The organism is Pseudonocardia sp. 73-21 (genome assembly GCF_001899645.1).
In the GTDB taxonomy this organism is placed as follows: Bacteria; Actinomycetota; Actinomycetes; order Mycobacteriales; family Pseudonocardiaceae; genus Pseudonocardia.
This window is the reverse complement of record NZ_MKVV01000044.1, coordinates 38,451-62,233: the sequence shown is the minus strand read 5'-3', so window position 1 is coordinate 62,233 and position 23,783 is coordinate 38,451. Positions and strand designations below refer to the sequence as shown.

The window sequence follows — 23,783 nt, the reverse complement described above, 5'->3', positions numbered from 1 at the left end:
CGCGGTGCGCAGGCCCCGCCGCTGCGGTTAGGGTGGCCTTACCCAGACACCGAGGAGGGTCCGTGGCCCGCAGGACGACCACTCTCGAGGTCCGCCGCACCCAGCGGCTGACCCCGCACATGATCCGGGTCGTGTTCGGCGGCGACGAGGTCGCCGCTTTCCCCGACACCCCCTACAGCGACCGCTACGTGAAGCTCCAGTTCCCGAAACCGGGCGTCCGCTACCCGGAACCGTTCGACATGGAGACGATCCGCGCCGAGCTCCCCCGTGACCAGTGGCCGAGCACGCGGACCTACACGGTGCGGGCCCTCGATTACGCGCAGGGCGAACTGACCATCGACTTCGTCCACCACGGCGACGAGGGACTCGCCGGGCCGTGGGCCGCCGCCGCCCGTCCGGGTGATCTCCTGCGGCTGATGGGGCCGGGCGGGGCCTACGCCCCCGACCCCACCGCCGACGCCCACCTCATGGTCGGCGACGAGAGCGCGCTCCCGGCGATCGGCGCGGCCTGCGAACGCATCGCCCCCGGCGTGCCGGTGGTGGCCGTGATCGAGGTCGCCGACGCGGCCGAGCACCAGCCCCTCGCCGGCGATGTCGACGTCAGGTGGCTGCACCGCACTCCGTCGAGGCCCGACCAGCTGGTCGAGGCCGTGCGGGCGCTGGAGGTGCCGGGAGGTGCCGTCCACGCGTTCGTGCACGGCGAGGCCGGCATCGTCCGCGACATCCGCAGGCACCTCGTCGACGAGCGGGAGTGGCCCCGGCACCTGCTGTCGATCTCCGGCTACTGGCGCCGCGGCCGCGACGAGGACGGCTGGCAGGCCGACAAGGCGGCCGAGCGGGCGGCCGGGGCGCAGGCCTGAGCACTCCCGGACGACGGGAATCCCAACTCCCGATGACGGGTTGTGCCCTATCAGGCGGCCGTACCACGGGCGACCGCACCACATAAGCCGATACAGTGGTATCGGGCGTACGCGGCGCAGCGCGCGCCGCCTGTACAGATGGCACAGTCGCGGACGGCCCAGTGCGGCGCAGTACGGCGCAGTAGGCGAGGAGTACAGATGTTCGAGAGGTTCACCGACCGAGCAAGGCGTGTTGTCGTCCTGGCCCAAGAAGAGGCCCGGATGCTCAACCACAACTACATCGGCACCGAGCACATCCTCCTCGGCCTCATCCACGAGGGCGAGGGAGTGGCCGCCAAGGCCCTGGAGTCCCTCGGGATCGCCCTGGAGGGCGTCCGTCAGCAGGTCGAGGAGATCATCGGCCAGGGTCAGCAGGCGCCGAGCGGGCACATCCCGTTCACGCCGCGGGCCAAGAAGGTCCTGGAGCTCTCGCTGCGCGAGGCGCTCCAGCTCGGCCACAACTACATCGGCACCGAGCACATCCTGCTCGGCCTCATCCGTGAGGGTGAGGGCGTCGCGGCACAGGTGCTGGTCAAGCTGGGGGCGGATCTCAACCGCGTCCGCCAGCAGGTCCTGCAGCTGCTGAGCGGCTACCAGGGCAAGGAGCCCGCCGAAGGCGCCACCGGTGGCCGCGGCGAGGGCACCCCGAGCTCGTCCCTGGTGCTCGACCAGTTCGGCCGCAACCTCACCCAGTCCGCCCGCGAGGGCAAGCTGGACCCGGTCATCGGCCGGGAGAAGGAGATCGAGCGGGTCATGCAGGTCCTCTCCCGGAGGACCAAGAACAACCCCGTTCTGATCGGCGAGCCCGGCGTCGGCAAGACCGCCGTCGTCGAGGGCCTCGCGCAGGCCATCGTCAAGGGTGAGGTGCCCGAGACGATCAAGGACAAGCAGCTCTACACGCTCGACCTCGGCTCGCTCGTCGCCGGCTCGCGCTACCGCGGTGACTTCGAGGAGCGCCTCAAGAAGGTGCTCAAGGAGATCCGCACGCGCGGCGACATCATCCTGTTCATCGACGAGCTCCACACCCTCGTGGGTGCGGGTGCCGCCGAGGGCGCGATCGACGCCGCGAGCATCCTCAAGCCGATGCTGGCCCGTGGCGAGCTCCAGACGATCGGTGCCACCACGCTCGACGAGTACCGCAAGTACGTCGAGAAGGACGCCGCTCTCGAGCGTCGTTTCCAGCCGATCCAGGTCGGCGAGCCGTCGGTGGCGCACACGATCGAGATCCTCAAGGGTCTGCGCGACCGCTACGAGTCCCACCACCGCGTCACGATCACCGACAACGCGCTGGTCGCGGCGGCCACCCTGGCCGACCGCTACATCTCCGACCGCTTCCTCCCGGACAAGGCGATCGACCTCATCGACGAGGCGGGCGCGCGCATGCGCATCCGCCGGATGACCGCTCCGCCGGACCTCCGCGAGTTCGACGAGAAGATCGCCAACGTCCGTCGGGACAAGGAGTCGGCGATCGACGCGCAGGACTTCGAGCGGGCCGCGCACCTGCGCGACTCCGAGAAGACCCTGCTCGGCCAGAAGGGCGAGCGCGAGAAGCAGTGGAAGTCCGGTGACCTGGACGTCGTCGCCGAGGTCGACGACGAGCAGATCGCCGAGGTCCTCGCCAACTGGACCGGCATCCCCGTGTTCAAGCTCACCGAGGAGGAGACCACGCGTCTGCTCCGCATGGAGGAGGAGCTGCACAAGCGGATCATCGGGCAGGAGGAGGCCGTCAAGTCGGTGTCCAAGGCCATCCGCCGTACGCGGGCCGGCCTCAAGGACCCGAAGCGTCCGTCGGGCTCGTTCATCTTCGCCGGCCCGTCCGGTGTCGGTAAGACCGAGCTCTCCAAGGCACTGGCGAGCTTCCTGTTCGGCGACGACGACGCGCTCATCCAGATCGACATGGGCGAGTTCCACGACCGCTACACCGCCTCGCGGCTCTTCGGCGCCCCTCCCGGGTACGTGGGCTACGAGGAGGGCGGCCAGCTGACGGAGAAGGTGCGTCGCAAGCCGTTCTCGGTGGTGCTGTTCGACGAGATCGAGAAGGCCCACCAGGAGGTCTACAACACCCTCCTGCAGGTGCTCGAGGACGGTCGTCTCACCGACGGCCAGGGCCGCACGGTGGACTTCAAGAACACCGTCATCATCTTCACGTCGAACCTCGGCACGCAGGACATCTCCAAGGCCGTGGGCCTGGGCTTCGCCCAGAGCAACGACGAGGCGTCGAACTACGAGCGGATGAAGTCGAAGGTCAACGACGAGCTGAAGAAGCACTTCCGCCCGGAGTTCCTCAACCGCATCGACGACATCGTGGTGTTCCACCAGCTGACGGAGGAGCAGATCATCACGATGGTCGACCTCATGATCACGCGGGTGGAGGGCGCGCTGGCCAACAAGGACATGGCCATCGAGCTCACGCCGGCCGCCAAGGGCCTGCTGGCCCGCCGCGGCTTCGACCCGGTGCTGGGTGCGCGGCCGCTGCGTCGCACCATCCAGCGCGAGATCGAGGACCAGCTGTCGGAGAAGATCCTGTTCGGGGAGATCGAGCCCGGCCAGATCGTCATCGTCGACGTCGAGGGTCTCGACCCCGACGCCGCCGAGGACTCCCGCGCAGCGGACGACAAGGCCGTGTTCACCTTCCGCGGTGAGCCGAAGCCGAGCCTCGTCCCCGACGTCCCGCCGGTCGACATGGCGAAGTCGGGCGAGGAGTGATCTAGCCCGGTACGACCCGAACGGCCCTCCCGGACTCCGGTCCGGGAGGGCCGTTCGTCGTCCGACCTGACCACCTGGTGGGGGCCGTCGGGTGGAACCCCCGCGTGGGCGGGACCGGTGAGGGCGCGTGCGACGGTGACGGTGCGTCTAGATTCGGCACCGTGAGTTCGGTCCGTGCCGTCCCGGAGACCGGGCTGATGTCCGGCGATGACCTGTCCGCCGACGACGCCTGGCACACCGTTCGCCGCCACGGGCTACGGCGGCTGCTCGGTGCGTCGTTCGTGCGGTTCCGCTACGGCGACGGATTCAGCCATGCGCGGGCGTTCGCCCTGCAGCTGGCGCTCGCTGCCGTGCCGCTGGTGATCGCGGGCGCGGGTCTCGCCACCGCGATCGGCGCGGACTCCGTGGCCGAGGTCGTCGCGCGCACGGTGGTGGCGATCTCGCCGGGCAGCAGCGACTCGCTGGTCTCCCAGGTGGTCGGGGAGTCCGCCGACGGGGGCAGCCGGCGCAGCGAGGTCGTGGTGGTGCTCGGTCTGGTCACGGCGTTCGTGGCGGCCACGAGCGCGTTCGCGCAGCTGGAGCGCGGGGCCAACCGGATCTACGGCACCAAACGCGACCGGCCCGCGCTGCGCAAGTACGGCCAGGCTGCGGTCCTCACCGCGACCGCGGGTCTGGCGATGGCCGTGGGGCTGCTGCTGATCGTGGCGGGCGAGCCCTTCGGCGAGGCCATCGAGAGCGTCTACCACTGGGGCCACGCCGCCGAGACCGTCTGGGACGTCGTGCGCTGGCCGATCGGGCTGGCGTTGCTGGTGGTGGCCGTGACCCTGCTGTTCCGCTACGCCCCGCGCCGCCAGCAGCCGGGCCGCAGCTGGCTGGCGGTGGGTGCGGCCGTCACGGTGCTGGCGTGGCTGGCGGGCTCGGGTCTGCTCGCGCTCTACGTGGTGTTCGCCGCCGGTTTCGGCGACACCTACGGCCCGCTGACGGCGGTCATGGCGCTGCTGCTGTGGGCGAACATCACCGGGATCGCCCTGCTCGCCGGACTGGCGCTGGCGGCCCAGCTGGAGGCCGTACGGGCGGGCCGGCCCGAACCCCTGCTCGAGGACACCGACGACGACGGCATCCCCGACGCCCTCGACGAGCGCCCGAACTCACCCGCGCGCTGACTCACAACGCGGCATCCAGGCGGGCCGCGAGCACCGCGTGCCGCGGATCGCGGTCGGGGAGCGCGTGCAGCAGTCGTTCGAGGAGCTGCACGTCGTCGGCCCCGTCCGGGGTCTCGGCGAGCGCCCACATCGCCTCGACGTCGCCGCCACCGAGCACGGCCTGGCGGAGTGCGCCGCCCATCAGCTCGCGCTCCTCGCGCACGCCGGGGGCCTCGGACCGCGGCAGCAGCGGGCCGCGGTGGGCCCGGGCGGCCTCCAGGACCCGGCCGCCGGCGAGCGCCTCGCGGACGGTCAGGAAGTCGGCGTTCACGCAGGCCTGCAGGCGGTAGGGCTGGGTGCGCAGGACCCCCGCGTCGAGCACGGAGCGCAGCCGGTGCACCTCGGCCCGCACCGTGACGGACTTGCCCGCGTCGCCGTGCAGGGCCGTGGCCAGGCCGTCGGCGGTGAAGCCCTCCGGGTGCAGAGCCAGGAGGGCGAGGATCTCGGCGTGGCGCAGGGAGAGCCGCACGGGGCGTCCGTTGAGGATCGCGATCGGACGCTCGGCTCCGAGGAACGGCAGGGACAGGGCGGGTCGTGGGCGGGCCCCGCGGCGTTGCAGGCGCAGCAGCCAACCCTCCGCCAGTGGCTCCAGCAGCCCGTCGCCGTGCTCGCCCAGCGCCACCCGGTCGCCCGCCGTCGGCAGCTCGACGTGCGCCGGCAGCCAGCCCAGGGGCTGAGCCGCGAGCACCCGGCCGCTCGGGGCCAGGAGCGCGCCGGGCTCGTCGCGCAGCCCGATGAGGTGCGGCAGGTTGCGGGCCAGCAGCCGCTCGTCGCGCATCGCGGCCTGGGCGGCGAGGTGGCCCTCGGCCAACCGGGCCGCGGCGACGACGAGCGCGAGGGTGGTGGGATGGAAGGTCCGCGCCGGCCCGGTGATGTCGATGGCGCCGATCACCGCGCCCGTGTCGGGGTCATGGACGGGGCTGGCCGCACAGGTCCACTGGTGGTAGGTGCGCACGAGGTGCTCGGCCGAGTGGATCCGGACGGGCCGGTCGGCGGCCAGCGCCGTGCCCATCGCGTTGGTGCCGATGCTGTCCTCGGTCCACCGCGTGCCCTCGACGAGCCCGACGCGCCCGGCCGTGCGCAGCACGTCGCGCTGGCCCTCGCGCCACAGGATGTGGCCCTGGGCGTCGGTCACGATCATCATGTGCATCGCCTCGTCGGCGATGGACACCAGCGTCTCGCGCAGCATCGGCAGTACGCCCGCCAGCGCGTGCCCGTCCCGCACCCGGGTGATCTCGGCGTGCTCGTAGATCAGCGGTGGGTCACCGTGGTCGGGGTCCACGCGGGCCGCGAGCGAGCGGCGCCAGGACGCCGACACGACCTCGCGGGGTGCGCGGTCCGAGAGGTCCCCGGCCAGCACTGCGTCACGGACGCGGGCCAGCTCGCGCGTCCGCTGCGGCGGGTCGGTGACGCTCACGACGTCCAGCATCCGCGCGCGTGCAGAGTAAGGCAAACCTGAGTCAGTGTCGCACTGGCGGAAGGGTGAGGTTGCAAGATCCGCATATGCGTGCAACTCGACCGCAACCCCCTCGCTCCTAGTGTCCCGGGTCACCTGTCTGAAGACGATGTGGAAGGAACCACAGATGGCTCTTTACGCGGCTCCCGGCACGACCGGCAGCGTCGTGGCGTTCAAGTCCCGCTACGAGAACTTCATCGGAGGCGAGTTCGTCGCGCCGGTGAAGGGCCAGTACTTCGAGAACCCCACGCCGATCACCGGCCAGACGTTCACCGAGGTCGCCCGCGGCACCGCCGAGGACATCGAGCTCGCGCTCGACGCGGCCCACGCCGCCGCGCCGGCCTGGGGCAAGACCACCGTCGCCGAGCGGGCGAACATCCTCAACGAGATCGCGGACCGCATCGAGGCCAACCTCGAGCTCCTCGCGATCGCCGAGGCGTGGGACAACGGGAAAGCCTGCCGCGAGACCCTCGCCGCCGACATCCCCCTCGCCATCGACCACCTGCGCTACTTCGCCGGTGCCGTCCGGGCGCAGGAGGGCGGCATCTCCCAGATCGACGACGACACCGTCGCCTACCACTTCCACGAGCCGCTCGGCGTCGTCGGGCAGATCATCCCGTGGAACTTCCCGATCCTCATGGCGATCTGGAAGCTGGCCCCCGCGCTCGCGGCCGGCAACGCCGTCGTCCTCAAGCCGGCCGAGCAGACCCCGGCGTCGATCCTCGTGCTCATCGAGCTGATCGCCGACCTGCTGCCCGCCGGCGTGTTCAACGTCGTCAACGGGTTCGGTGTGGAGGCCGGCAAGCCGCTGGCGTCCAACAAGCGCATCCGCAAGATCGCTTTCACCGGCGAGACCACCACCGGCCGGCTGATCATGCAGTACGCGTCGGAGAACCTGATCCCGGTGACGCTGGAGCTCGGCGGCAAGAGCCCCAACATCTTCTTCGACGACGTCGCCGGCAAGCAGGACGCGTTCTACGACAAGGCGCTCGAGGGCTTCGCGATGTTCGCCCTCAACCAGGGCGAGGTCTGCACCTGCCCGTCGCGCGCGCTCATCCAGGGCGGCATCTACGACGACTTCCTGGAGCAGGCGGTCAAGCGCACCGAGCAGATCAGGCAGGGCAACCCGCTCGACACCGACACCATGATCGGTGCGCAGGCGTCGAACGACCAGCTCGAGAAGATCCTCTCCTACATCGACATCGGCCGTCAGGAGGGCGCGAAGGTGCTCACCGGTGGCGAGCGCACCGACCTCGGTGGCGAGTTCTCGGGTGGCTACTACGTGCAGCCCACCGTGTTCGAGGGCAACAACGCGATGCGCATCTTCCAGGAGGAGATCTTCGGGCCGGTCGTGTCGGTCACGCGCTTCTCCGACTACGACGACGCGCTGCAGATCGCCAACGACACGCTCTACGGCCTCGGTGCCGCGGTGTGGTCGCGCGACGGCAACACCGCCTACCGCGCGGGCCGCGACATCCAGGCCGGCCGGGTCTGGGTGAACAACTACCACGCCTACCCCGCGCACGCGGCGTTCGGCGGTTACAAGCAGTCGGGTGTGGGTCGCGAGAACCACAAGATGATGCTCGACCACTACCAGAACACGAAGAACCTCCTGGTCAGCTACTCGCAGAACGCCCAGGGCTTCTTCTGATGGAACGGGTGGCCCTGAGTCCGGCGGCCGCGGAGCTGCTCGTCAGGCTCTCGGCCCTGCACGGCCCGTTGATGTTCCACCAGTCCGGCGGTTGCTGTGACGGCAGCTCGCCCATGTGCTATCCGGACGGGGACTTCACGATCGGTGGCTCGGACGTCCACCTCGGCGACCTCGTCGTCGACGGGCTTCCGGCCCCGATCGGGTTCTACATGTCGGAGTCGCAGTTCGGGTACTGGAAGCACACCCACCTCACCGTCGACGTGGTGAAGGGCCGTGGCAGCGGGTTCTCGGTCGAGGCGCCGGAGGGCGTCCGGTTCATGATCCGCTCGCGGCTGTTCTCCGACGAGGAGTCGGCTGCTCTGAACGGTGGGTGACGCCGGATCGGACCCGGGCCAGCATGGACGGACCGGGTCCGATCCCGCCCGAGGAGAGGAACGACGACGCCCAGCCCGCCACCGACGAGGCCGCGGTGCTGCTGGACCGGGCCCGCACCGCCGGGATCCCGATCATGCACATCATGCACGCCGCCGGTGCGGGATCCCCGTACGACGTGAAGGGGCGACCGCCACCCGCGGGCTCCCGCGTGTCGACGGCACGGACGTGTCCGCGGCTGCGCTGCAGGCCACGAGCCTGGCCGCGGATCGGAGGACCTGTTCGGTGCGGTGGCGCCGAGGGCCGCGGACATCCCGGCCTGATGCGCGCCCGGCCCGGTGGGGCACCCCACCGGGTTGCCGAGTCGGCCGTCCTGCTGTGTGCTGCGGGGTGACGGCGGCCCACGTGCCGCCGCGGAGAGAGGGAACACATGTCCGGTCCCACCACGCTGCGCACGCTGGGCGACATGCCCGCGGTCCCCGCGAGCCTCGCCGAGTCCACGCTGGTCATGATCGACCTGCAGAACACCTACACCCGCGGCGTCATGGAGCTCGACGGCGTGCAGGCCGCGCTCGACGAGGCGGCCGTCCTGCTCGACCGGGCCCGCAGCGCGGGCATCCCGGTCATCCACATCCAGCACGACGGCGGCGTCGGTTCCCCCTACGACGTGAACGCGGAGATCGGGCGGATCGTGGACCGCGTCGCCCCGCGCGACGGCGAGCAGGTGGTCACCAAGAACTACCCGAACGCGTTCACCCACACCGACCTGGACGGTCGGCTCCAGCCCGGGTCGAACCTGATCCTGGCCGGGTTCATGACGCACATGTGCGTCAACTCGACGGCGCGGGGCGCGTTCAGCCTCGGCCACAACCCGACGGTGGTGGCCGGGACGACCGCCACCCGGGCCCTCCCCGGCCCGGACGGCGCCGTCGTCAGCGCGGCCGCGCTGCAGGTGGCGAGCCTCGCGGCCATCGCGGACCTGTTCGGTGTGGTGGTCCCGACGGCGGCGGACATCCCGTCCTGAGTGCGGCCGGCGCCCCCCCCGTGCGCGGTTGTCAGTGCCCGGGCACCGATAACCGCGCACGACCCCCGAGGCGCTCGTCGAGGGTCAGCAAGGTCGTTGCTGCGGGGGACGCGATGCCCACCCCGCGGCCGTGGCGCACCTCGGGCTCGCCCACGTTGATCCTGATCAGCGCGCCGGTGGCCGCGCTCGCGCTCTCCGCCTCACGGCGGACGGTGGGGATCGCCGTGCCCGCCCCGATCTCGACGACCACCAGGTGGCCGCGGTGCCCACGCACCCACGCGCGGTGGGTCTGCATCTGCCCGACGGTGCGGTCGGGGACCCAGTCGGCGTCGCCGAACATCAGGATGTTGGGACGGGCCAGCGCACCGCACGAGGGACAGGCCGGCAGCGGGGAGACGGCGCGCATCGTGGTCTCGTCGATCTCGACGCCGACGCCGTCGGCCGCCCACACCGGTTGCCCGCAGTCGAGGATGCACTGCAGGTGGTGGATGGAGCCGTGGCACTCCGCGACGCCGGTCAGCCCCGCCTTCTGGAACTGCCCGTCGACGTTCGAGGTGAAGACGCGCGTCGGCAGGTCCCAGCCCCGCAGGACCCCGAACCCCGCGTGCGGCACCGTCGCCCGGTACAGCCCGAGCCGGTGGCCGTAGAACCCCCACGCGAGCTCGGGATCGGACGCGAAGTGCACGGGGTCGGCGATCTCCTCGAACCGCAGGCCCAGCGCCCGGTAGGGCGGGTACGCGCGCCAGAAGCCCTCGGGGCCGCGGAAGTCCGGCAGACCGGAGTCGACGCCCATCCCGGCGCCGGCGCAGACGAGCAGCGCACCGGCGCCGGCGACGAGCTCGGCGGCGCGGTCCAGGTCGTTCCCGGTCAGGAGCCGGCCGTCAGGTCGACGACCTCGAACTCCAGCAGCGATGCGCCCTTCGAGACCGGCTGGGGCGACCGTGCACCCGCGTGCGCCTCGGCGGCCGGCCCGTCGCGCCACGCCTGGAAGTCGTCCTCGGTCTCCCACCGGGTGACCACGAAGTAGCGCTCGTCGCCCGCCACGGGGCGCAGCAGCTCGAAGCCGAGGAACCCCCGCTGCCCGTCGACGGCGTGCAGGCGGTTGGCGAACCGCTTCTCCAGCTCGGGCCCCTTGCCCTCGGGAACCTCGATCGCATTGATCTTCACAACAGCCATGCCTCCTAGGCTAGACGTCGTGCGGACGAGCGACGGCGTCGAACTGCGTGTGCTGGATCTCGGCGGCGAGGGTCCGCCGATCCTGCTCCTGCACGGCCTGATGGGTTGTGCGGCCACGTGGGAGCCGGTGGCGCCCTGGCTCCGCGCACACGGACGCGTCCGCGCTCTCGACGCGCGGGGGCACGGTCGCTCGGAGGCCCGCGGCCCCTGGACCACCGAACGGATGGCCACCGACGCCGTCGAGGTCCTCGACGGGATCGGCCCGGCCGTCGTGATCGGGCACTCGATGGGCGGGCTGCACGGCCTCGTGCTCGCCGCCCGCCGTCCCGACCTGGTGCGGGCGCTGGTCGTGGAGGACATGGCCGTCGACTTCCGGGGTCGCAGCGCCGACGACGCCCGCGCGTGGTTCGGGGCGCTGCCGCAGCCGTTCCCGTCGCCGGCGGCGGTGCGGGAGGCGTTCGGGCATCCCCGGACGGAGTTCGGCGACTACATGGCCGAGTGCGTCGAGGAACGCGACGACGGCTACCACCTGCTCTCCCGCATCGACGACGTCGTGCAGATCGCGGCGGAGTGGGCGGTCGTGGACCAGTGGACCGCCCTCGACGCCGTGCGCTGCCCCGTCCTGCTGCTGGAGGCGGAGCAGAGCGTCGCCCCGCCCGGCCAGATGGCGGAGATGGCCCGCCGGCTGGCCGACGCCCGTCACGTGCAGGTGCCCGGCACCGGCCACCTGCTCCACGCGGCGGCCCCGGAGGCCTACCGGTCGGCCGTGGAGGCCTTCCTCGCGGAGGTTCCCGAACGCTGATCACGGCGGGATGGCGGTTCGTGGATCACCGCGGTACGCCACTCGCCCCGTGATCACCGGGGCGGAGCGGCTTCCGATGTGCGCGGTGTCGTCCCGGGTGTGACCATCCGCCCCGATCCGGACGTCCGCAGGGGGAGGAGACGGCCATGGCCGAGAGGGGAACCGTATTCAGCGCCGGCCTGAAGGACCGCCACGTCACCATGATCAGTATCGCGGGGTGATCGGGGCCGGGCTGTTCGTCGGCTCCGCCGACGCCATCGCGACGGCCGGGCCGGGCGTGCTCATCTCCTACACCTTCGCCGGCGTGCTGGTGGTGCTCGTGATGCGGATGCTCGGCGAGATGGCCGCGGCCACCCCGGACTCCGGCTCGTTCTCGACCTACGCCGACCGCGCGATCGGTCCCTGGGCCGGGACCAGCGTCGGCTGGTCGTACCGGTGGTTCTGGCTGCTCGTGATCCCGGTCGAGGCCACCGCCACCGCCACGATCCTCAACTCGAGGCTGCCCGCGGCGCCGCAGTGGACCCGGGCGCTGGTGATCACCGTGCTGCTGACCGTCACCAACCTGTTCAGCGTGGCCAACTACGGCGAGTTCGAGTTCTGGTTCGCGCTGCTCAAGATCGTGGCGATCATCGGGTTCATCGTCATCGGGGTGCTCACCGTGCCGGGTCTGCTGCCCGGCAGCGGGGTCAGCGGCGTCTCGCGGCTGTTCGACGCCGGCGGGTTCCTGCCCAACGGGTTCGGCGCGGTGATCGCGGCCGTGCTCACCACGATGGTCAGCTTCATGGGCACCGGGATCGTGACGATCGCGGTGGCCGAGTCCGACCGGCCCGCCGAGAAGATCGGCCGCGCCACCCGCTCGGTGATCTGCGGATCTCGATCTCCTACCTCGCCTGGATCCTGCTGGTCGTGGCGCTGGTGCCGTGGAACAACCCCCAGCTCACCGAGAACGGCTCCTACCAGTCGGCGCTGGACCCCATCGGCATTCCCGGCGCGAAGGGCATCGTCGACGTCGTCGTGCTCGTCGCCGTGGCGAGCTGCCTCAACTCGGCCCTCTACACGGCGTCGCGGATGATCTGCTCGCTCGGCCGCCGCGGCCAGGCGCCCGCGGCCGTCATGCGCACGACCGGCAACGGGGTGCCCCGGGTCGTGATCGCGGTGTCGCGGAGGCGTTCAGCCGACGTCCACGCCGACGACGCGGGCGCGGATCGGCGCGACCGGGTGTAGCGCGGCGAACACCTCCGCCGGGCGCTCGGTGGCGAGCACGCAGTGCGGCAGCCAGGCGCCCGGCAGGTAGGCCGCCACCGGCCCCTTGACCCGCCCGGCCAGCGCGTCGTGGACGGCGGCGTGCACGGCGAGCAGCTCGGCGTCGACCACGGCGGCGAGCACCAGCTCGTCGGGCCGTCCGGCCACGGTGCCGAGGGTGGCGAGCCAGAGGGACGGCAGGACGAGCACCCGCAGCTCGTCGGCGAGCGCTCGCCGGGCGGCCTCCGGGACGGAGGTGGCCGCGGCCACGACCACCGACGGATCGGCGCCGACGCGCAGCGCGGCGATGGCGGAGCGGGCGGCGGGATCGAGCCGGAACCGCACGGTCTGTGCCACCCAGGGCTCCTGTTGCTCGTCGGAAGGGGTGGTTACGCGGGGAGGGCGAAGCGGCCGTCGGGGAGCTGCTCGGCCAGGCCGTCCTCCAGCAGGCTGACCAGGCACCGGTCGCGTTGGCCCGCCTCGGGCCAGGCCGCGTCCAGTGCCGCCCGGCCGACCGGGTGCTCCGCTCCGCGCAGGACGTCCAGCAGCCGGCCGCGCACCTGGCGGTCGGTGCCGGCGAAGCCCTGCACCGGCTTGCGCGGGCCGGTGTACTCGGGGCGGCCGTTCGCCTGCCAGGCGCAGATCCCGGAGACGGGACAGACGCCGCAGCGGGGGGATCGGGCCGTGCACACCAGCGCGCCCAGCTCCATCAGGCCGATCGAGATCGCGGCGGCCGAGGCGTCGTCGGCGGGGAGCAGGGCGTCGACGTCGGCGAGGTCGGCCTTCACCCGGGCCGGACCGGCGTCACCGGCGCCGTGCACCGCGCGGGCGACGACGCGCCGGACGTTGGTGTCCACCACCGGGCAGCGCCGCCCGTACCCGAACGCGGCGACGGCCCGCGCGGTGTAGGAGCCCACGCCGGGTAGGGCCTCCAGGGCATCCACATCGGACGGAACGGTGTCACCGTGCTGCTCGGCGATCACGGTGGCTGCGGTGTGCAGCCGCAGGACGCGCCGGGGGTAGCCGAGCTTGCCCCAAGCGCGCAGGACGTCGGCGCGGGACGCCGCCGCGAACGCGGACGGGGTGGGCCAGCGCTCCATCCAGTCGAGCCAGACGGGCTCGACGCGTGCCACGGGCGTCTGCTGGAGCATGAACTCGCTGACCATGACGCCCCACGGCGTGGTGCCGGGCCGGCGCCAGGGCAGGTCGCGCCGGTTGTGGACGTACCAGTCGAGCACGAGATCGGGCAGTGACACGGGGACCGATGGTGCCACGAGGGTCGTGCGCGGATATCAGGGCCGGGGCACTGATATCCGCGCACGGGCGGCCGAGCCGCTGAGCTTCCCGGTGGCCACGTCGAAGACGACGCCGCGCACCTGGTCGGTGTGCGACGCGTTGGACCGTTCGGGGCAGGACGCTGTGCACGGCGCCGCGCCGCGCCGATGCAGATCCGCAACTTTCAGTAGTCAATCCGATACTGTGCGTCACATGTGGGAGCCGGTGGGTCCGCTGCCCGCGTCCGTCTACTGGAGACGGCGCTGGCTGGCGTTCGCATCGACCGTAGTGGCCGTACTGCTCGTGATCTGGTCACTGGCCGCGCTTCTCGGCGGTTCCCGCGAGCCCGGCATCACCGCCACCCGCACCGCCAATACGGCCACCCTGGACGCTCCCCAGCAGACCCCTCCGTCCTCGGCTCCGGTGTCGACCGGTCCGACGGCCCCGACCGGCTCGACCGCGATGGCCCCACCGTCGCGGTCGACGTCCTCGCCGTCGGCTCCCCAACCGGCCGCACCGTCGGAGCCGGGGGCGGAGGGGTCACCCCCTCCCGTCGCCTCCGTCGAAGGAACGCCCGCCACGACGTCGGAGGAGCTGCGACCCGACGAGACCCCCCGCAAGTCGGTGCCGGCAGCCACTCCCGTACCCGTTCCGTCGACCGGGCCGGTGCCGTGCACCAACGCGATGCTGACGGTCGGCTCGGAGATCGACCGGCCGCAGCACAAGGTCGGGGAGAAGCCGGTGCTGCGCCTCGTGATCACCAACACCAGCACCCAGCCCTGCGTGCGCGACCTGGACTCGGCCAAGCAGGAGATCGTGGTCTGGAACAGCAACCAGTCCGCGAAGCTGTGGTCCAGCAACGACTGCAGCAACGCCTCCAGCACCGATCTGCGCACCCTGGTGCCGGGACAGCCCGTCGCGTTCGCCGTGACGTGGGCGGGCCGGACGTCGACGCCGGGATGCGCCCAGCCCCGCACGGTCGTCCCCGCGGGCAACTACCGGGTGCTGACGCGGCTCGACGACATCATCAGCCCGCCGACGCTGTTCACCCTCACCCCCTGAAATCGGCTGGCCGGACCGCTTACCGTCAGGGAGTGCAGGTCACGTTCACCAAATGGGGCCACCGCCGCTACCTGGTGACGATCGACCGTGAGCAGGGACCACCGCTGGTGCCGCGCGGTGGCCCGGGTTACGACGACCACCTGCCGCACGACATCGCCCACTTCGCCGTCGAGGAGCAGCTGGGGCTCGCGCTCGGGGTGTTCGGTCAGCTCGCGGCGGGCGGGGCCGGGATCTTCGCCCCTGCTCCCGTCGACCGCACCACCGGCGAGCGGCGCCGCGCGCAGTGCATCGCGGCCGCCGGCCGGCCGGACATGGCCCGCTCCGAGGCCGTGGTGCGGATCTGCACGGCACGGTGGCAGGCGAGCTCCGGGCGCGCGGCCGGTCCGGTCGCCGACCATGGCAACGTCGCCACGGTGGCCGAGACCGAGCGCGTACTGGCCCGGTTCGACGAGCTGTCCGCCCGCTGGCGCGCCCTCCCCGACGGCGGGTCGCTGGTGCTCGACTGGCCGGTCAGCGGATCCGGTTCAGCACCGACGAGACGTCGTGCACCTCGGTGAGCTTCATCCCCGCCGGCGCCGGACCGCTGTCGGGCGGCACGAGGGCGTGGGTGAAGCCCAGCCGGGCGGCCTCGGCGAGCCTGCGCTCCAGGCCGGTGACGCGACGCACCTCGCCGGCCAGCCCTATCTCACCGAGCACCACGACGTCCGCGGGCAGCGCCACGTCGCGCTTGGCGGACGCGATGGCCAGCGCGAGCGCCAGGTCGGCGGCGGGCTCCACCACCCGCATCCCCCCGACGGTGGCGGCGTAGACCTCCGCGTCGTGCAGCTTCACCCCGCCGCGCTTCTCCAGCACGGCCAGCAGCATCGCGACCCGCGCGTTGTCGAGCCCGCTCACCGCGCGGCGCGGGCTGGGGATGTCCTTGCCCGTGACGAGGGCCTGCAGCTCGGCCGGGAGAGGCCGGCGGCCGTCCATCACGACGGTGACGGCGGTGCCCGGCACGGGCGGGCCGCCGAAGCGTTCCAGGAACAGCCCGGACGGGTCGGGCATGCCGACGATGCCGGAGTCGCGCAGCTCGAAGCAGCCCACCTCGTCGGCGGGCCCGAAGCGGTTCTTCACCCCGCGCACCATGCGCAGCGTCGAATGCTTGTCGCCCTCGAAGGACAGCACGACGTCGACGAGGTGCTCGAGCACGCGTGGACCGGCGATGTTGCCGTCCTTTGTGACATGTCCCACGAGGACGACCGGCAGCCCGCGCTCCTTCGCCAGCCCGGTGAGCGCCACCGTCACGGCGCGGGTCTGCGTGACCCCGCCCGGGGTGCCGTCGACCTCGCTGGTGGACATCGTCTGGATCGAGTCGACGACCAGCAGGTCGGGCCGCAGCTCGTCGATGTGCCCGAGGATCGCGCCGAGGTCGGACTCGGCGGCGAGGAACAGCTCGTCGTTGACCACACCGGTGCGCTCGGCGCGGAGCCGGACCTGGCCGGCCGACTCCTCACCAGTGACGTACAGCACACGACCGGGCGACTTCGCCGCCACCTCCAGCAGCAGCGTCGACTTCCCGACGCCCGGCTCACCGGCGAGCAGCACCACCGAGCCGGGCACGAGCCCACCGCCGAGCACCCGGTCCAGTTCTGACACCCCGGTGGCGCGGGCCCGGGCCGAGTCCAGCTCGACCTCGGCGATGCGTCGGGCGGGACTCGTCGGAGCGCCCGCGGCGATCTTCGCGCGGGGCGGGACGGCCGCCGCGACCACCTGCTCGAGCGTGCCCCAGGCCTGGCACGACGGGCAGCGTCCGACCCACTGCGCCGTGCGGTGGTCGCAGGCCGTGCACCGGAAGGTCGCCCTGGCCGTGCGCGGCCGGGACGTCACTCGGAGGCCGACTCCGTACGCGGGGTGGTCGGGTTGCCGACCGGGACGTTGACGGTGACGGTGCCGGCCTTCTGGAACGTCAGGGTGACCGGGTAGTTCAGGCCCGGCCGGATCTCCTGGTTGACCCCGATGAGCACGATGTTGGCGCCCGTGGGCTCCTCGTTCGGCGCGAGCTCGGCGCTGGTGGGAGCGGCAGAGGCGCTGGGGGTCGCCGAGGCCGTGGCGCCGGCGGCGGGAACCGGGGCGGCCGCCGCGGGCTGGCCCTTGACGAGCAGCACACGACCGCCGGCGATGGTGGTGTTGCCGCTGACCTTGACCGATTGCGCCACCGGGCTGCTCGCCGAGACGAGCCGGTCGTCCGCGGCGGCGGAGTTGACGATGGTCATATCGAGAGGCGCGTCGCCACCCCGGGGGTAGACGCTCGCGTTCGTGGTGGCCGCGTACTCGAACTGTGCGTCGCGGATCGCGATGGCGCCCACGTTGGCCTGGGCTCCGCTGACGGCGGCGACCTGCGTGCTGGTCTGGGTGATCTGACCTGCGCCGCACCCGGCGAGGGCGAGGGCCCCGATCACGACGCCGATGGCGGCGACTCCGGTCCGACGGGTACGCGGGCTGCGGCTCACGGGGTGGGCGTCCTTCCGGGCGGATGCTGCTGAGCGGCTGGGCGATCGGGAGAAGCCGAGCTGTACCGGCCGCTCCCCGATCAGCCTAGTCGGACGGTTACCGAGCTGCTGACGCGGCCGTTCGCTGCACGTTTCCGAGGTGTTGTCAATCCCCTGACCTGCGCGTACAGGTCGGACCGGGCGGCGGCGTCCCCCCGGGCCGTGTTAACCTGGTGGCAGCGAAAGGGGCAGAGGACACATGGTTTTCAAGGTCGGAGAGACCGTTGTCTACCCGCACCACGGTGCTGCACTGATCGAGGCGATCGAAACCCGGACCATCAAGGGCGAGGCGCGTGAGTACCTCGTCCTGAAGGTAGCCCAGGGCGATCTCACCGTGAAGGTTCCCGCCGAGAACGCCGAGGTTGTCGGGGTTCGCGACGTGGTCGGCCAGGAGGGTCTCGACAAGGTGTTCGAGGTGCTTCGCGCCCCCCACACCGAGGAGCCCACCAACTGGTCGCGCCGGTACAAGGCGAACCTCGAGAAGTTGGCGTCGGGTGACGTGAACAAGGTGGCAGAGGTCGTCCGCGACCTGTGGCGCCGTGAGAAGGACCGCGGCCTGTCCGCGGGTGAGAAGCGCATGCTGGCCAAGGCCCGGCAGATCCTCGTCAGTGAGCTCGCGCTCGCCGAGGGCACCGACGAGGAGCGCGCCGAGGTTCTCCTCGACGAGGTTCTCGCCACGGCCACCGCCTGAAGGTCCACGCACACACCGCCGGTCCCGGTCCCTGCGTGAACGTCGTCGCGGTGGTCGTGGCCGGCGGTTCGCGTTCGCCGGGCGCTCCGGACGCCCTGACCCCGCTCGGCGGGGTTCCCATGGTGGTCCGTTCCGTGCGCGCGGTGCTGGCGTCCGGGGTGGTCGACCGCGTCGCACTGCGCGGCGAGCGCGTCCACGATCTGGTGCGCGCCTGCACCGGGCTGCCGGTGGAAGCCTGGCAGCCCGTCACGGAACAGGTCGGGGCACACGCCGGTCAACGACGCGATGCCACGAACGGTGACGAGGCAATCGCGGGGAATCTCGTACTCGTGCACGATGCGGTGCGACCGCTGACCCCGCCCCGGTTGTTCCGCCTCGTCCTGGACGCCGCTCCGGCCGGGCCCGGGGCTGTGGTCCCGGTCCTGCCGCTGGCCGACACCGTCAAGACGGTGGACCACGCCGGCCTGCTGCAGACCACGCCGGACCGGTCCGGCCTGCGCGTCGTCCAGACGCCGCAGGCGTTCCGCGGACCGGACATCCTCTTCGGATCGACGGTGGCGGGCGCCCGGGTCGTGCCGGGTGACCCACTGGCCTTCGCCGTCCGCACACCGTGGGACCTGGAGATGGCCGAACTGCTGCTGGAGGAGGGCCCGTGAGGGTCGGACTGGGTACCGATGTGCACCCCGTCGAGGCCGGGCGCGAGTGCTGGGTCGCGGGGCTGCGCTGGGAGGGTGCCGACGGCTGCTCCGGGCACTCCGACGGCGACGTGGCCGTCCACGCGCTGTGCGACGCGCTGCTCTCGGCGGCCGGCCTCGGCGACCTCGGTGCGGTGTTCGGCACGGGCCGCCCCGAGTGGGCGGGAGCGAGCGGGGCCACCCTCCTCGCGGAGGTGCGCAGGCTGGTCGGCGCCGAGGGCTGGGTGCTGGGCAACGCCGCCGTCCAGGTGATCGGCAACGCCCCCAAGATCGGCACCCGCCGGGCCGAGGCCCAGCAGGTGCTCTCCGACGTGCTGGGCGGGCCGGTGTCGGTGTCGGGCACCACCACCGACGGCCTGGGCCTCACGGGCCGCGGCGAGGGCATCGCGGCGATCGCGACGGCCCTGCTCGTCCCCGCCTGATCACCGTCGGGCGGACACCGTCCACTGGTGACCGAAGGGGTCGCGCAGGCGGCCGCCGCGGTCGCCGTAGTCGTGGTCGGACACGGGGTGGACCACGGTGGCCCCGGCTGCGAGCATGCGTTCCGCCACGGCGTCGGCGTCCGAGACGTCCAGCGACATGATCACGGGGGTGCTGTCGCCGTCCGGGCCCGCGTCGCCGTAGCCCGCATCCCGGACGGCGAACCGGACCGGCCCGGCCGTGACGATCGAGTGTACGACCTTGCCGTCGATGACGTGGCGCTCGCTCACCTCCGCGTCGAAGGCGGCGGCGTAGAAGGCGAGGGCCTCGTCGGCGTCGTCGACGACGAGTCGGGCGTGGAGTCCGAGGATGTGCGTCATGCCCCGATCCTGACCTCTTGTGACCAGCCCGTCATGGACGAAACGGAACTCCGTAGGCTAGGGGGGTGAGCCTGCGACTGTTCGACACCGCCACGAGGAAGCAGCGTGACTTCGTCCCGCTGCGGGCCGGGGCAGCGTCGATCTACGTCTGTGGGGCCACCGTGCAGGGTCTGCCCCACATCGGGCACGTCCGCTCGGGCCTGAACTACGACGTGCTGCGCCGGTGGTTGAGCCACCAGGGGCTGGACGTCACGCTGGTCCGCAACGTCACCGACATCGACGACAAGATCCTCACCAAGGCCGCGGCCGCGGGCCGGCCGTGGTGGGAGTGGGCCGCCACCCACGAGCGGGCGTTCCAGGCCGCGTACGACGCGCTGGGCTGCCTGCCGCCGTCGATCGAGCCGCGGGCCACCGGGCACGTCACACAGATGGTCGAGCTGATGGCGCGGCTCATCGACTCCGGCCACGCCTACGCGGCCGACGGCGACGTCTACTTCGCCGTCCGCTCGTTCCCCGCCTACGGCGCGCTGTCGGGGCAGAAGGTGGACGAGGCCGTCCAGGGCGAGGGCGAGGCCACCGGCAAGCGCGACCCCTTGGACTTCACGCTGTGGAAGACCGCCAAGCCGGGCGAGCCGTCGTGGCCCACCCCGTGGGGGCAGGGCCGCCCCGGCTGGCACCTCGAGTGCTCGGCCATGGCCACGATGTACCTCGGGGCCGAGTTCGACATCCACGGCGGCGGCATCGACCTGATCTTCCCGCACCACGAGAACGAGCAGGCACAGAGCCACGCGGCCGGCGACGGCTTCGCGCGGTTCTGGCTGCACAACGCGTGGGTCACCATGGGTGGCGAGAAGATGTCGAAGTCGCTGGGCAACACGCTGGCCATCGACGCGCTGCTGAAGCAGGCCCGTGGCGTCGAGCTGCGCTACTACCTCGTGGGCAAGCACTACCGGTCCAACATCGAGTTCTCCGACGTGGCGCTGCAGGAGTCGGTGGCGGCCTACCGGCGCATCGAGTCGTTCGTGCACCGGGTGCGGGAGCGCGTCGGCGCCCCCGCGGTCGGCGCCGTCCGGCCCGGCTTCGCCGCCGCGATGGACGACGACCTGGGCACGCCGGCCGCGCTCGCGGAGATCCACGGCGCGGTCCGCGCGGGCAACGCGGCCCTCGACGAGGGCACGCACGACGCCGCGGCCGATGCGGCGCGTGAGGTGCGGGCCATGACGGCCGTGCTCGGGCTCGACCCGCTCGACCCGCGGTGGATCGTCGGCGACGGAGCCGGCGACGCCGCGACGGGTGCGCTCACCGCACTCGTCGACGATCTGCTCGCGGTGCGGCAGGAGGCGCGGGCCAACCGCGACTTCGCCACCGCGGACGAGGTGCGCGACCGCCTCACGGCCGCCGGTGTGTCCGTGGAGGACAGCGCCGACGGTCCCACATGGTCGCTCAAAGATGCTTAATCCAGAGTTTGGTGGAGTGACGTAGAGATGGCCGGCAATTCCCAGCGCCGCGGCGCATTGCGCAAGGACGGCACCAAGAAGGGGATGGTCGTCGGTTCCGGCGGTCAGCGGCGCAAGCAGCTGCAGGGCAAGGGCCCCACCCCGCCCAAGGAGGAGCGCCCGTACCACCCCGCGGCGCGCAGGGCGAAGCTCGCCGCCAAGTCCGCGGAGAACCGCGGCCGCGGCAAGGTGGCGGGCAACACCCGACGCAAGGCCGGCGACGGCGAGACCCCGGAGACCGTGCTCGGCCGCAACCCCGTGGTCGAGTGCCTGCGGGCGGGCGTGCCCGCCACGGCCCTGCAGGTGGCCATCGGCATGGGTGCCGACGAGCGCGTGGCCGAGGCCGTGCAGCTGGCGGCCGACGCCGGCATCTCGATCCTGGAGGTCCAGCGCGGCGAGCTCGACCGCATGGCCGGTGGTGCGTTGCACCAGGGCCTCGCGCTCACGGTGCCGCCGTATGCCTACGCCCACCCCGACGAGCTGCTGGAGATCGCCTCCGAGTCGCGCTCGCGGGGCCTCATCGTCGCGCTCGACGGCGTCACCGACCCCCGCAACCTCGGCGCCGTCGTGCGCTCGGTGGGGGCGTTCGGGGGCCACGGTGTGGTCGTGCCGCAGCGTCGCGCCGCGGGCATGACGGCCGTCGCGTGGCGGACGTCGGCGGGCGTGGCCGCGCGGCTGCCCGTCGCCCGCGCCACCAACCTGACCCGCACGCTGCAGGAGTTCGCCCAGGCCGGCTACATGATCGCCGGGCTGGACGCGGAGGGCACGGTGTCGCTCGACGAGTTCGACATGGCCCGCGACCCGCTCGTCATCGTGATCGGGTCGGAGGGCAAGGGCCTCTCGCGGTTGGTGAAGCAGACCTGCGACGTGACCCTCTCGATCCCGATGGCGGGGCCGGTGGAGTCGTTGAACGCCTCGGTCGCCGGTGGTGTGGTACTGGCCGAGGTGGCCCGCCGTCGCAGGATGGGCTGAGACCCGATCGTGCGCGGATAACGGTGTTCCCACCCTGATATCCGCGCACGACCGTCAGCCGACGCGGACCTGCCCGCGCGCCCGGCCCACCAGCCGGCAGCCGACGTAGCAGAGGAACGCGATGGTGGCCACGTAACCGGAGATCGGCAGGCCGGGCGCCAGCGAGAGCACGGTGCCGCCGAGCAGCGCCAGCTCCGCGAACGCGACGGCGAGCAGCGTGGCCGTCAGCGGGTTGGCGGTGACCCGGGCCGCCGCGGCACCCGGGATCACGGTCACGGCGAGCACGATCACCGCGCCCACGATGGGCACGGCGATCGCCGTGGTCAGCGCGATGAGCACCGCGAACAGCGGGGAGAGCAGCCGGGTGGGCACGCCGCGGGCCAGCGCGACGTCGGGGTCGGTGCTGGCGAACAGGAGCGGCCGGTAGACCACGGCCAGCACCGCGAGCACCACCACGACCACCGCGGTGAGCACCCACAGGTTCGTGGAGTCGACCGACACGATCGAGCCGGTGAGCAGCCCGAACTTGTTGGCCGCGCGCCCGTCGTACAGCGAGATCATCAGGACGCCGAGGCCGAGGCCGAACGCGAGCACCACCCCGATCACGGAGTCGCGCTCGCGCTGGCGCAGGCCCAGCAGCCCGAAGACGAGACCGGCGGCCACGGCGCCCACCACGGCGCCGACGCTGACGCTGATGCCGATGAGCAGCGCCGCGGCCCCTCCGGTGAACGCGAGCTCGGCGGTGCCGTGCACGGCGAACGCCATCCCGCGCGCGACGATCAGCGGGGCCAGCACGCCCGCGACCAGCCCGAGCAGGGCGGCGGCGACCAGCGCGCTCTGCACGAACGGGAGGCCCAGCAGCTGGCCGGTGCCGTCGAGGGTGAACAGTCTGGTCAGGTTGTCGTTCACGGGTGGGGGGCCTCGGCTCCGACGACGACCAGCCGGTTGCGCACCCGCAGGACGTCCACCTCGGTGCGGTAGAGCTCCGACAGCGCGTCGGAGGTCATCACCTCGTCGGGCGTGCCGATCCGGAACCGGCCGTCGACCAGGTACAGGACGCGGTCGACGAGCGGCAGCACCGGGTTGATCTCGTGGGTCACGAACAGCACCGCGGTGCCCGCCTCCCGTCGACGCTGCTCGATCAGCTCGGTGACCACCCGCTGGTGGGCCAGGTCGAGCGACAGCAGCGGCTCGTCGCACAGCAGTACGGACGGGTCACCGACCAGGGCCTGGGCCACGCGCAGTCGCTGCTGCTCCCCGCCCGAGAGCCGCCCGACCGGGGCGGACGCGTAGCGGGTGGCGCCCACCGACTCCAGCGCGGCGCGCACCTTCTCGCGCCGCTCGGCGCGGTGGCGCAGGCCGACCCCGGGCCGGTGCCCGTCGAGGCCGAGGCCGACGAGGTCGCTCGCGCGCAGCGTCAGGTCCTCGGGCATCGCCTTCTGCTGCGGGATGTAGCCGATGGCCCGGCTGCCCCGGGCCGGCGTGGTGCCCTCCACCAGGACGCTCCCCGCGTGCAGCGGCTGCAGGCCGAGCAGCACGCGGAGCAGCGTGGTCTTGCCGGAGCCGTTGGGCCCGAGGATCGCGAGGAACTCGCCGGGGGAGACGTCGAGGTCCAGCCCCTCCCACAGGGTGCGCTCGCCGAACCGCAGCGAGGCACCGCGCAGCGTCACCGCCGTGGCGGTCTCCTCACGCGCACCGCGTGGCGCCACCGTGGTCACGTGCGGGCCCTCC

At 72.3% G+C, this 23,783-nt stretch carries 25 protein-coding genes and 1 pseudogene; 16 read left to right on the top strand and 10 right to left on the bottom strand.

What is annotated here, in order from left to right:
• The first annotated feature begins 62 nt into the window (after window positions 1-62).
• The 3 genes from BGP03_RS12620 (at window position 63) to BGP03_RS12610 (ending at window position 4,768) form a co-directional block, all read left to right on the top strand.
• The gene (locus BGP03_RS12620) at window positions 63-860 is read left to right on the top strand and encodes a siderophore-interacting protein (protein ID WP_296373352.1); all 798 of its coding nucleotides are present in this window, start codon (window positions 63-65) and stop codon (window positions 858-860) included.
• 198 nt (window positions 861-1,058) lie between these two features.
• Entirely contained in the window at window positions 1,059-3,605 is a 2,547-nt protein-coding gene (locus BGP03_RS12615) for an ATP-dependent Clp protease ATP-binding subunit (protein ID WP_296373350.1), read from the top strand.
• Window positions 3,606-3,766: 161 nt separating this feature from the next.
• The gene (locus BGP03_RS12610; RefSeq protein WP_296373348.1) at window positions 3,767-4,768 is read left to right on the top strand and encodes a YihY/virulence factor BrkB family protein; all 1,002 of its coding nucleotides are present in this window, start codon (window positions 3,767-3,769) and stop codon (window positions 4,766-4,768) included.
• A gap of 1 nt (window position 4,769) precedes the next feature.
• On the opposite strand, the gene BGP03_RS12605 is transcribed toward BGP03_RS12610, so the two are convergent.
• Window positions 4,770-6,236, bottom strand: a complete 1,467-nt coding sequence (locus BGP03_RS12605; protein WP_298797072.1) for a GAF domain-containing protein — start codon at window positions 6,234-6,236, stop codon at window positions 4,770-4,772.
• Window positions 6,237-6,390: 154 nt separating this feature from the next.
• Between BGP03_RS12605 and adh the strand changes: the two genes are divergently transcribed.
• The 4 genes from adh to BGP03_RS12585 are packed head-to-tail and all read left to right on the top strand — an operon-like array spanning window position 6,391 to window position 9,310.
• Window positions 6,391-7,914, top strand: a complete 1,524-nt coding sequence (adh, locus tag BGP03_RS12600) for an aldehyde dehydrogenase (protein ID WP_298797074.1) — start codon at window positions 6,391-6,393, stop codon at window positions 7,912-7,914.
• Entirely contained in the window at window positions 7,914-8,288 is a 375-nt protein-coding gene (locus BGP03_RS12595) for a DUF779 domain-containing protein (protein WP_296373321.1), read from the top strand. The genes adh and BGP03_RS12595 overlap by 1 nt, the downstream gene beginning before the upstream one ends.
• A gap of 23 nt (window positions 8,289-8,311) precedes the next feature.
• Window positions 8,312-8,680, top strand: coding sequence for a hypothetical protein (locus BGP03_RS12590; RefSeq protein ID WP_298797077.1), 369 nt, complete (start codon window positions 8,312-8,314; stop codon window positions 8,678-8,680).
• Window positions 8,681-8,716: 36 nt separating this feature from the next.
• The gene (locus BGP03_RS12585) at window positions 8,717-9,310 is read left to right on the top strand and encodes a cysteine hydrolase family protein (protein ID WP_298797079.1); all 594 of its coding nucleotides are present in this window, start codon (window positions 8,717-8,719) and stop codon (window positions 9,308-9,310) included.
• A 31-nt stretch (window positions 9,311-9,341) separates the two neighbouring features.
• On the opposite strand, the gene BGP03_RS12580 is transcribed toward BGP03_RS12585, so the two are convergent.
• The gene (locus BGP03_RS12580; protein ID WP_296373316.1) at window positions 9,342-10,103 is read right to left on the bottom strand and encodes a Sir2 family NAD-dependent protein deacetylase; all 762 of its coding nucleotides are present in this window, start codon (window positions 10,101-10,103) and stop codon (window positions 9,342-9,344) included.
• Between the two features lie 74 nt (window positions 10,104-10,177).
• Window positions 10,178-10,486 carry an antibiotic biosynthesis monooxygenase gene (locus BGP03_RS12575; RefSeq protein WP_296373314.1) on the bottom strand — a complete coding sequence of 103 codons (309 nt, stop codon included), beginning with the start codon at window positions 10,484-10,486 and terminating at the stop codon, window positions 10,178-10,180.
• Between the two features lie 19 nt (window positions 10,487-10,505).
• Here BGP03_RS12575 and BGP03_RS12570 point away from each other — a divergent pair, with 19 nt between their 5' ends.
• Both BGP03_RS12570 and BGP03_RS12565 read left to right on the top strand, forming a co-directional pair.
• A complete protein-coding gene (locus BGP03_RS12570; RefSeq protein WP_296373312.1) occupies window positions 10,506-11,288 on the top strand; it encodes an alpha/beta hydrolase in 783 nt (260 codons plus the stop codon).
• A 217-nt stretch (window positions 11,289-11,505) separates the two neighbouring features.
• Window positions 11,506-12,512, top strand: a pseudogene (locus BGP03_RS12565) (amino acid permease).
• On the opposite strand, the gene BGP03_RS12560 reads toward BGP03_RS12565, so the two are convergent.
• Window positions 12,459-12,887: a 2'-5' RNA ligase family protein gene (locus BGP03_RS12560; protein WP_298797084.1), complete on the bottom strand. Its 429-nt coding sequence runs from the start codon at window positions 12,885-12,887 to the stop codon at window positions 12,459-12,461. The pseudogene BGP03_RS12565 and the gene BGP03_RS12560 sit on opposite strands and share 54 nt — an antisense overlap.
• 32 nt (window positions 12,888-12,919) lie before the next feature.
• The gene (locus BGP03_RS12555; protein WP_298797086.1) at window positions 12,920-13,786 is read right to left on the bottom strand and encodes an A/G-specific adenine glycosylase; all 867 of its coding nucleotides are present in this window, start codon (window positions 13,784-13,786) and stop codon (window positions 12,920-12,922) included.
• Window positions 13,787-14,018: 232 nt separating this feature from the next.
• Between BGP03_RS12555 and BGP03_RS12550 the strand changes: the two genes are divergently transcribed.
• On the top strand, window positions 14,019-14,867 hold the full coding sequence (locus BGP03_RS12550; protein ID WP_296373304.1) for a hypothetical protein: 849 nt from the start codon (window positions 14,019-14,021) through the stop codon (window positions 14,865-14,867).
• 32 nt (window positions 14,868-14,899) lie between these two features.
• Window positions 14,900-15,424: a hypothetical protein gene (locus BGP03_RS12545; RefSeq protein ID WP_298797089.1), complete on the top strand. Its 525-nt coding sequence runs from the start codon at window positions 14,900-14,902 to the stop codon at window positions 15,422-15,424.
• Here BGP03_RS12545 and radA read toward each other — a convergent pair.
• On the bottom strand, window positions 15,378-16,736 hold the full coding sequence (gene radA, locus BGP03_RS12540; RefSeq protein ID WP_298797091.1) for a DNA repair protein RadA: 1,359 nt from the start codon (window positions 16,734-16,736) through the stop codon (window positions 15,378-15,380). The genes BGP03_RS12545 and radA overlap by 47 nt on opposite strands.
• Window positions 16,733-17,359: a hypothetical protein gene (locus BGP03_RS12535; RefSeq protein WP_296373298.1), complete on the bottom strand. Its 627-nt coding sequence runs from the start codon at window positions 17,357-17,359 to the stop codon at window positions 16,733-16,735. Before BGP03_RS12535 ends, radA begins: the two co-directional genes overlap by 4 nt.
• Window positions 17,360-17,597: 238 nt before the next feature.
• Here BGP03_RS12535 and BGP03_RS12530 point away from each other — a divergent pair, with 238 nt between their 5' ends.
• From BGP03_RS12530 to ispF, 3 genes are read left to right on the top strand one after another with little or no spacing between them, the layout of a single operon-like run.
• Window positions 17,598-18,089 (top strand): CarD family transcriptional regulator, encoded by a 492-nt coding sequence (locus BGP03_RS12530; RefSeq protein ID WP_296373296.1) that lies wholly within the window; start codon window positions 17,598-17,600, stop codon window positions 18,087-18,089.
• 35 nt (window positions 18,090-18,124) lie between these two features.
• Window positions 18,125-18,745, top strand: coding sequence for a 2-C-methyl-D-erythritol 4-phosphate cytidylyltransferase (locus BGP03_RS12525; protein WP_296373293.1), 621 nt, complete (start codon window positions 18,125-18,127; stop codon window positions 18,743-18,745).
• The gene (ispF, locus tag BGP03_RS12520; RefSeq protein WP_298797094.1) at window positions 18,742-19,206 is read left to right on the top strand and encodes a 2-C-methyl-D-erythritol 2,4-cyclodiphosphate synthase; all 465 of its coding nucleotides are present in this window, start codon (window positions 18,742-18,744) and stop codon (window positions 19,204-19,206) included. Before BGP03_RS12525 ends, ispF begins: the two co-directional genes overlap by 4 nt.
• On the opposite strand, the gene BGP03_RS12515 is transcribed toward ispF, so the two are convergent.
• Window positions 19,207-19,584, bottom strand: coding sequence for a VOC family protein (locus BGP03_RS12515; protein ID WP_296373290.1), 378 nt, complete (start codon window positions 19,582-19,584; stop codon window positions 19,207-19,209).
• A 65-nt stretch (window positions 19,585-19,649) separates the two neighbouring features.
• On the opposite strand from BGP03_RS12515, the gene cysS reads away from it, so the two are divergent.
• The gene (gene cysS / locus BGP03_RS12510) at window positions 19,650-21,041 is read left to right on the top strand and encodes a cysteine--tRNA ligase (RefSeq protein WP_296373288.1); all 1,392 of its coding nucleotides are present in this window, start codon (window positions 19,650-19,652) and stop codon (window positions 21,039-21,041) included.
• A 27-nt stretch (window positions 21,042-21,068) separates the two neighbouring features.
• Window positions 21,069-22,052 (top strand): 23S rRNA (guanosine(2251)-2'-O)-methyltransferase RlmB, encoded by a 984-nt coding sequence (rlmB, locus tag BGP03_RS12505; protein WP_298797097.1) that lies wholly within the window; start codon window positions 21,069-21,071, stop codon window positions 22,050-22,052.
• A 54-nt stretch (window positions 22,053-22,106) separates the two neighbouring features.
• Here the strand turns inward: rlmB and BGP03_RS12500 are convergent, their stop codons facing one another.
• Together BGP03_RS12500 and BGP03_RS12495 are read right to left on the bottom strand one after the other, a co-directional pair.
• Window positions 22,107-22,961: a metal ABC transporter permease gene (locus BGP03_RS12500; RefSeq protein WP_296373284.1), complete on the bottom strand. Its 855-nt coding sequence runs from the start codon at window positions 22,959-22,961 to the stop codon at window positions 22,107-22,109.
• The gene (locus BGP03_RS12495) at window positions 22,958-23,761 is read right to left on the bottom strand and encodes a metal ABC transporter ATP-binding protein (protein ID WP_296373613.1); all 804 of its coding nucleotides are present in this window, start codon (window positions 23,759-23,761) and stop codon (window positions 22,958-22,960) included. The genes BGP03_RS12500 and BGP03_RS12495 overlap by 4 nt, the downstream gene beginning before the upstream one ends.
• Window positions 23,762-23,783: the final 22 nt, after the last annotated feature.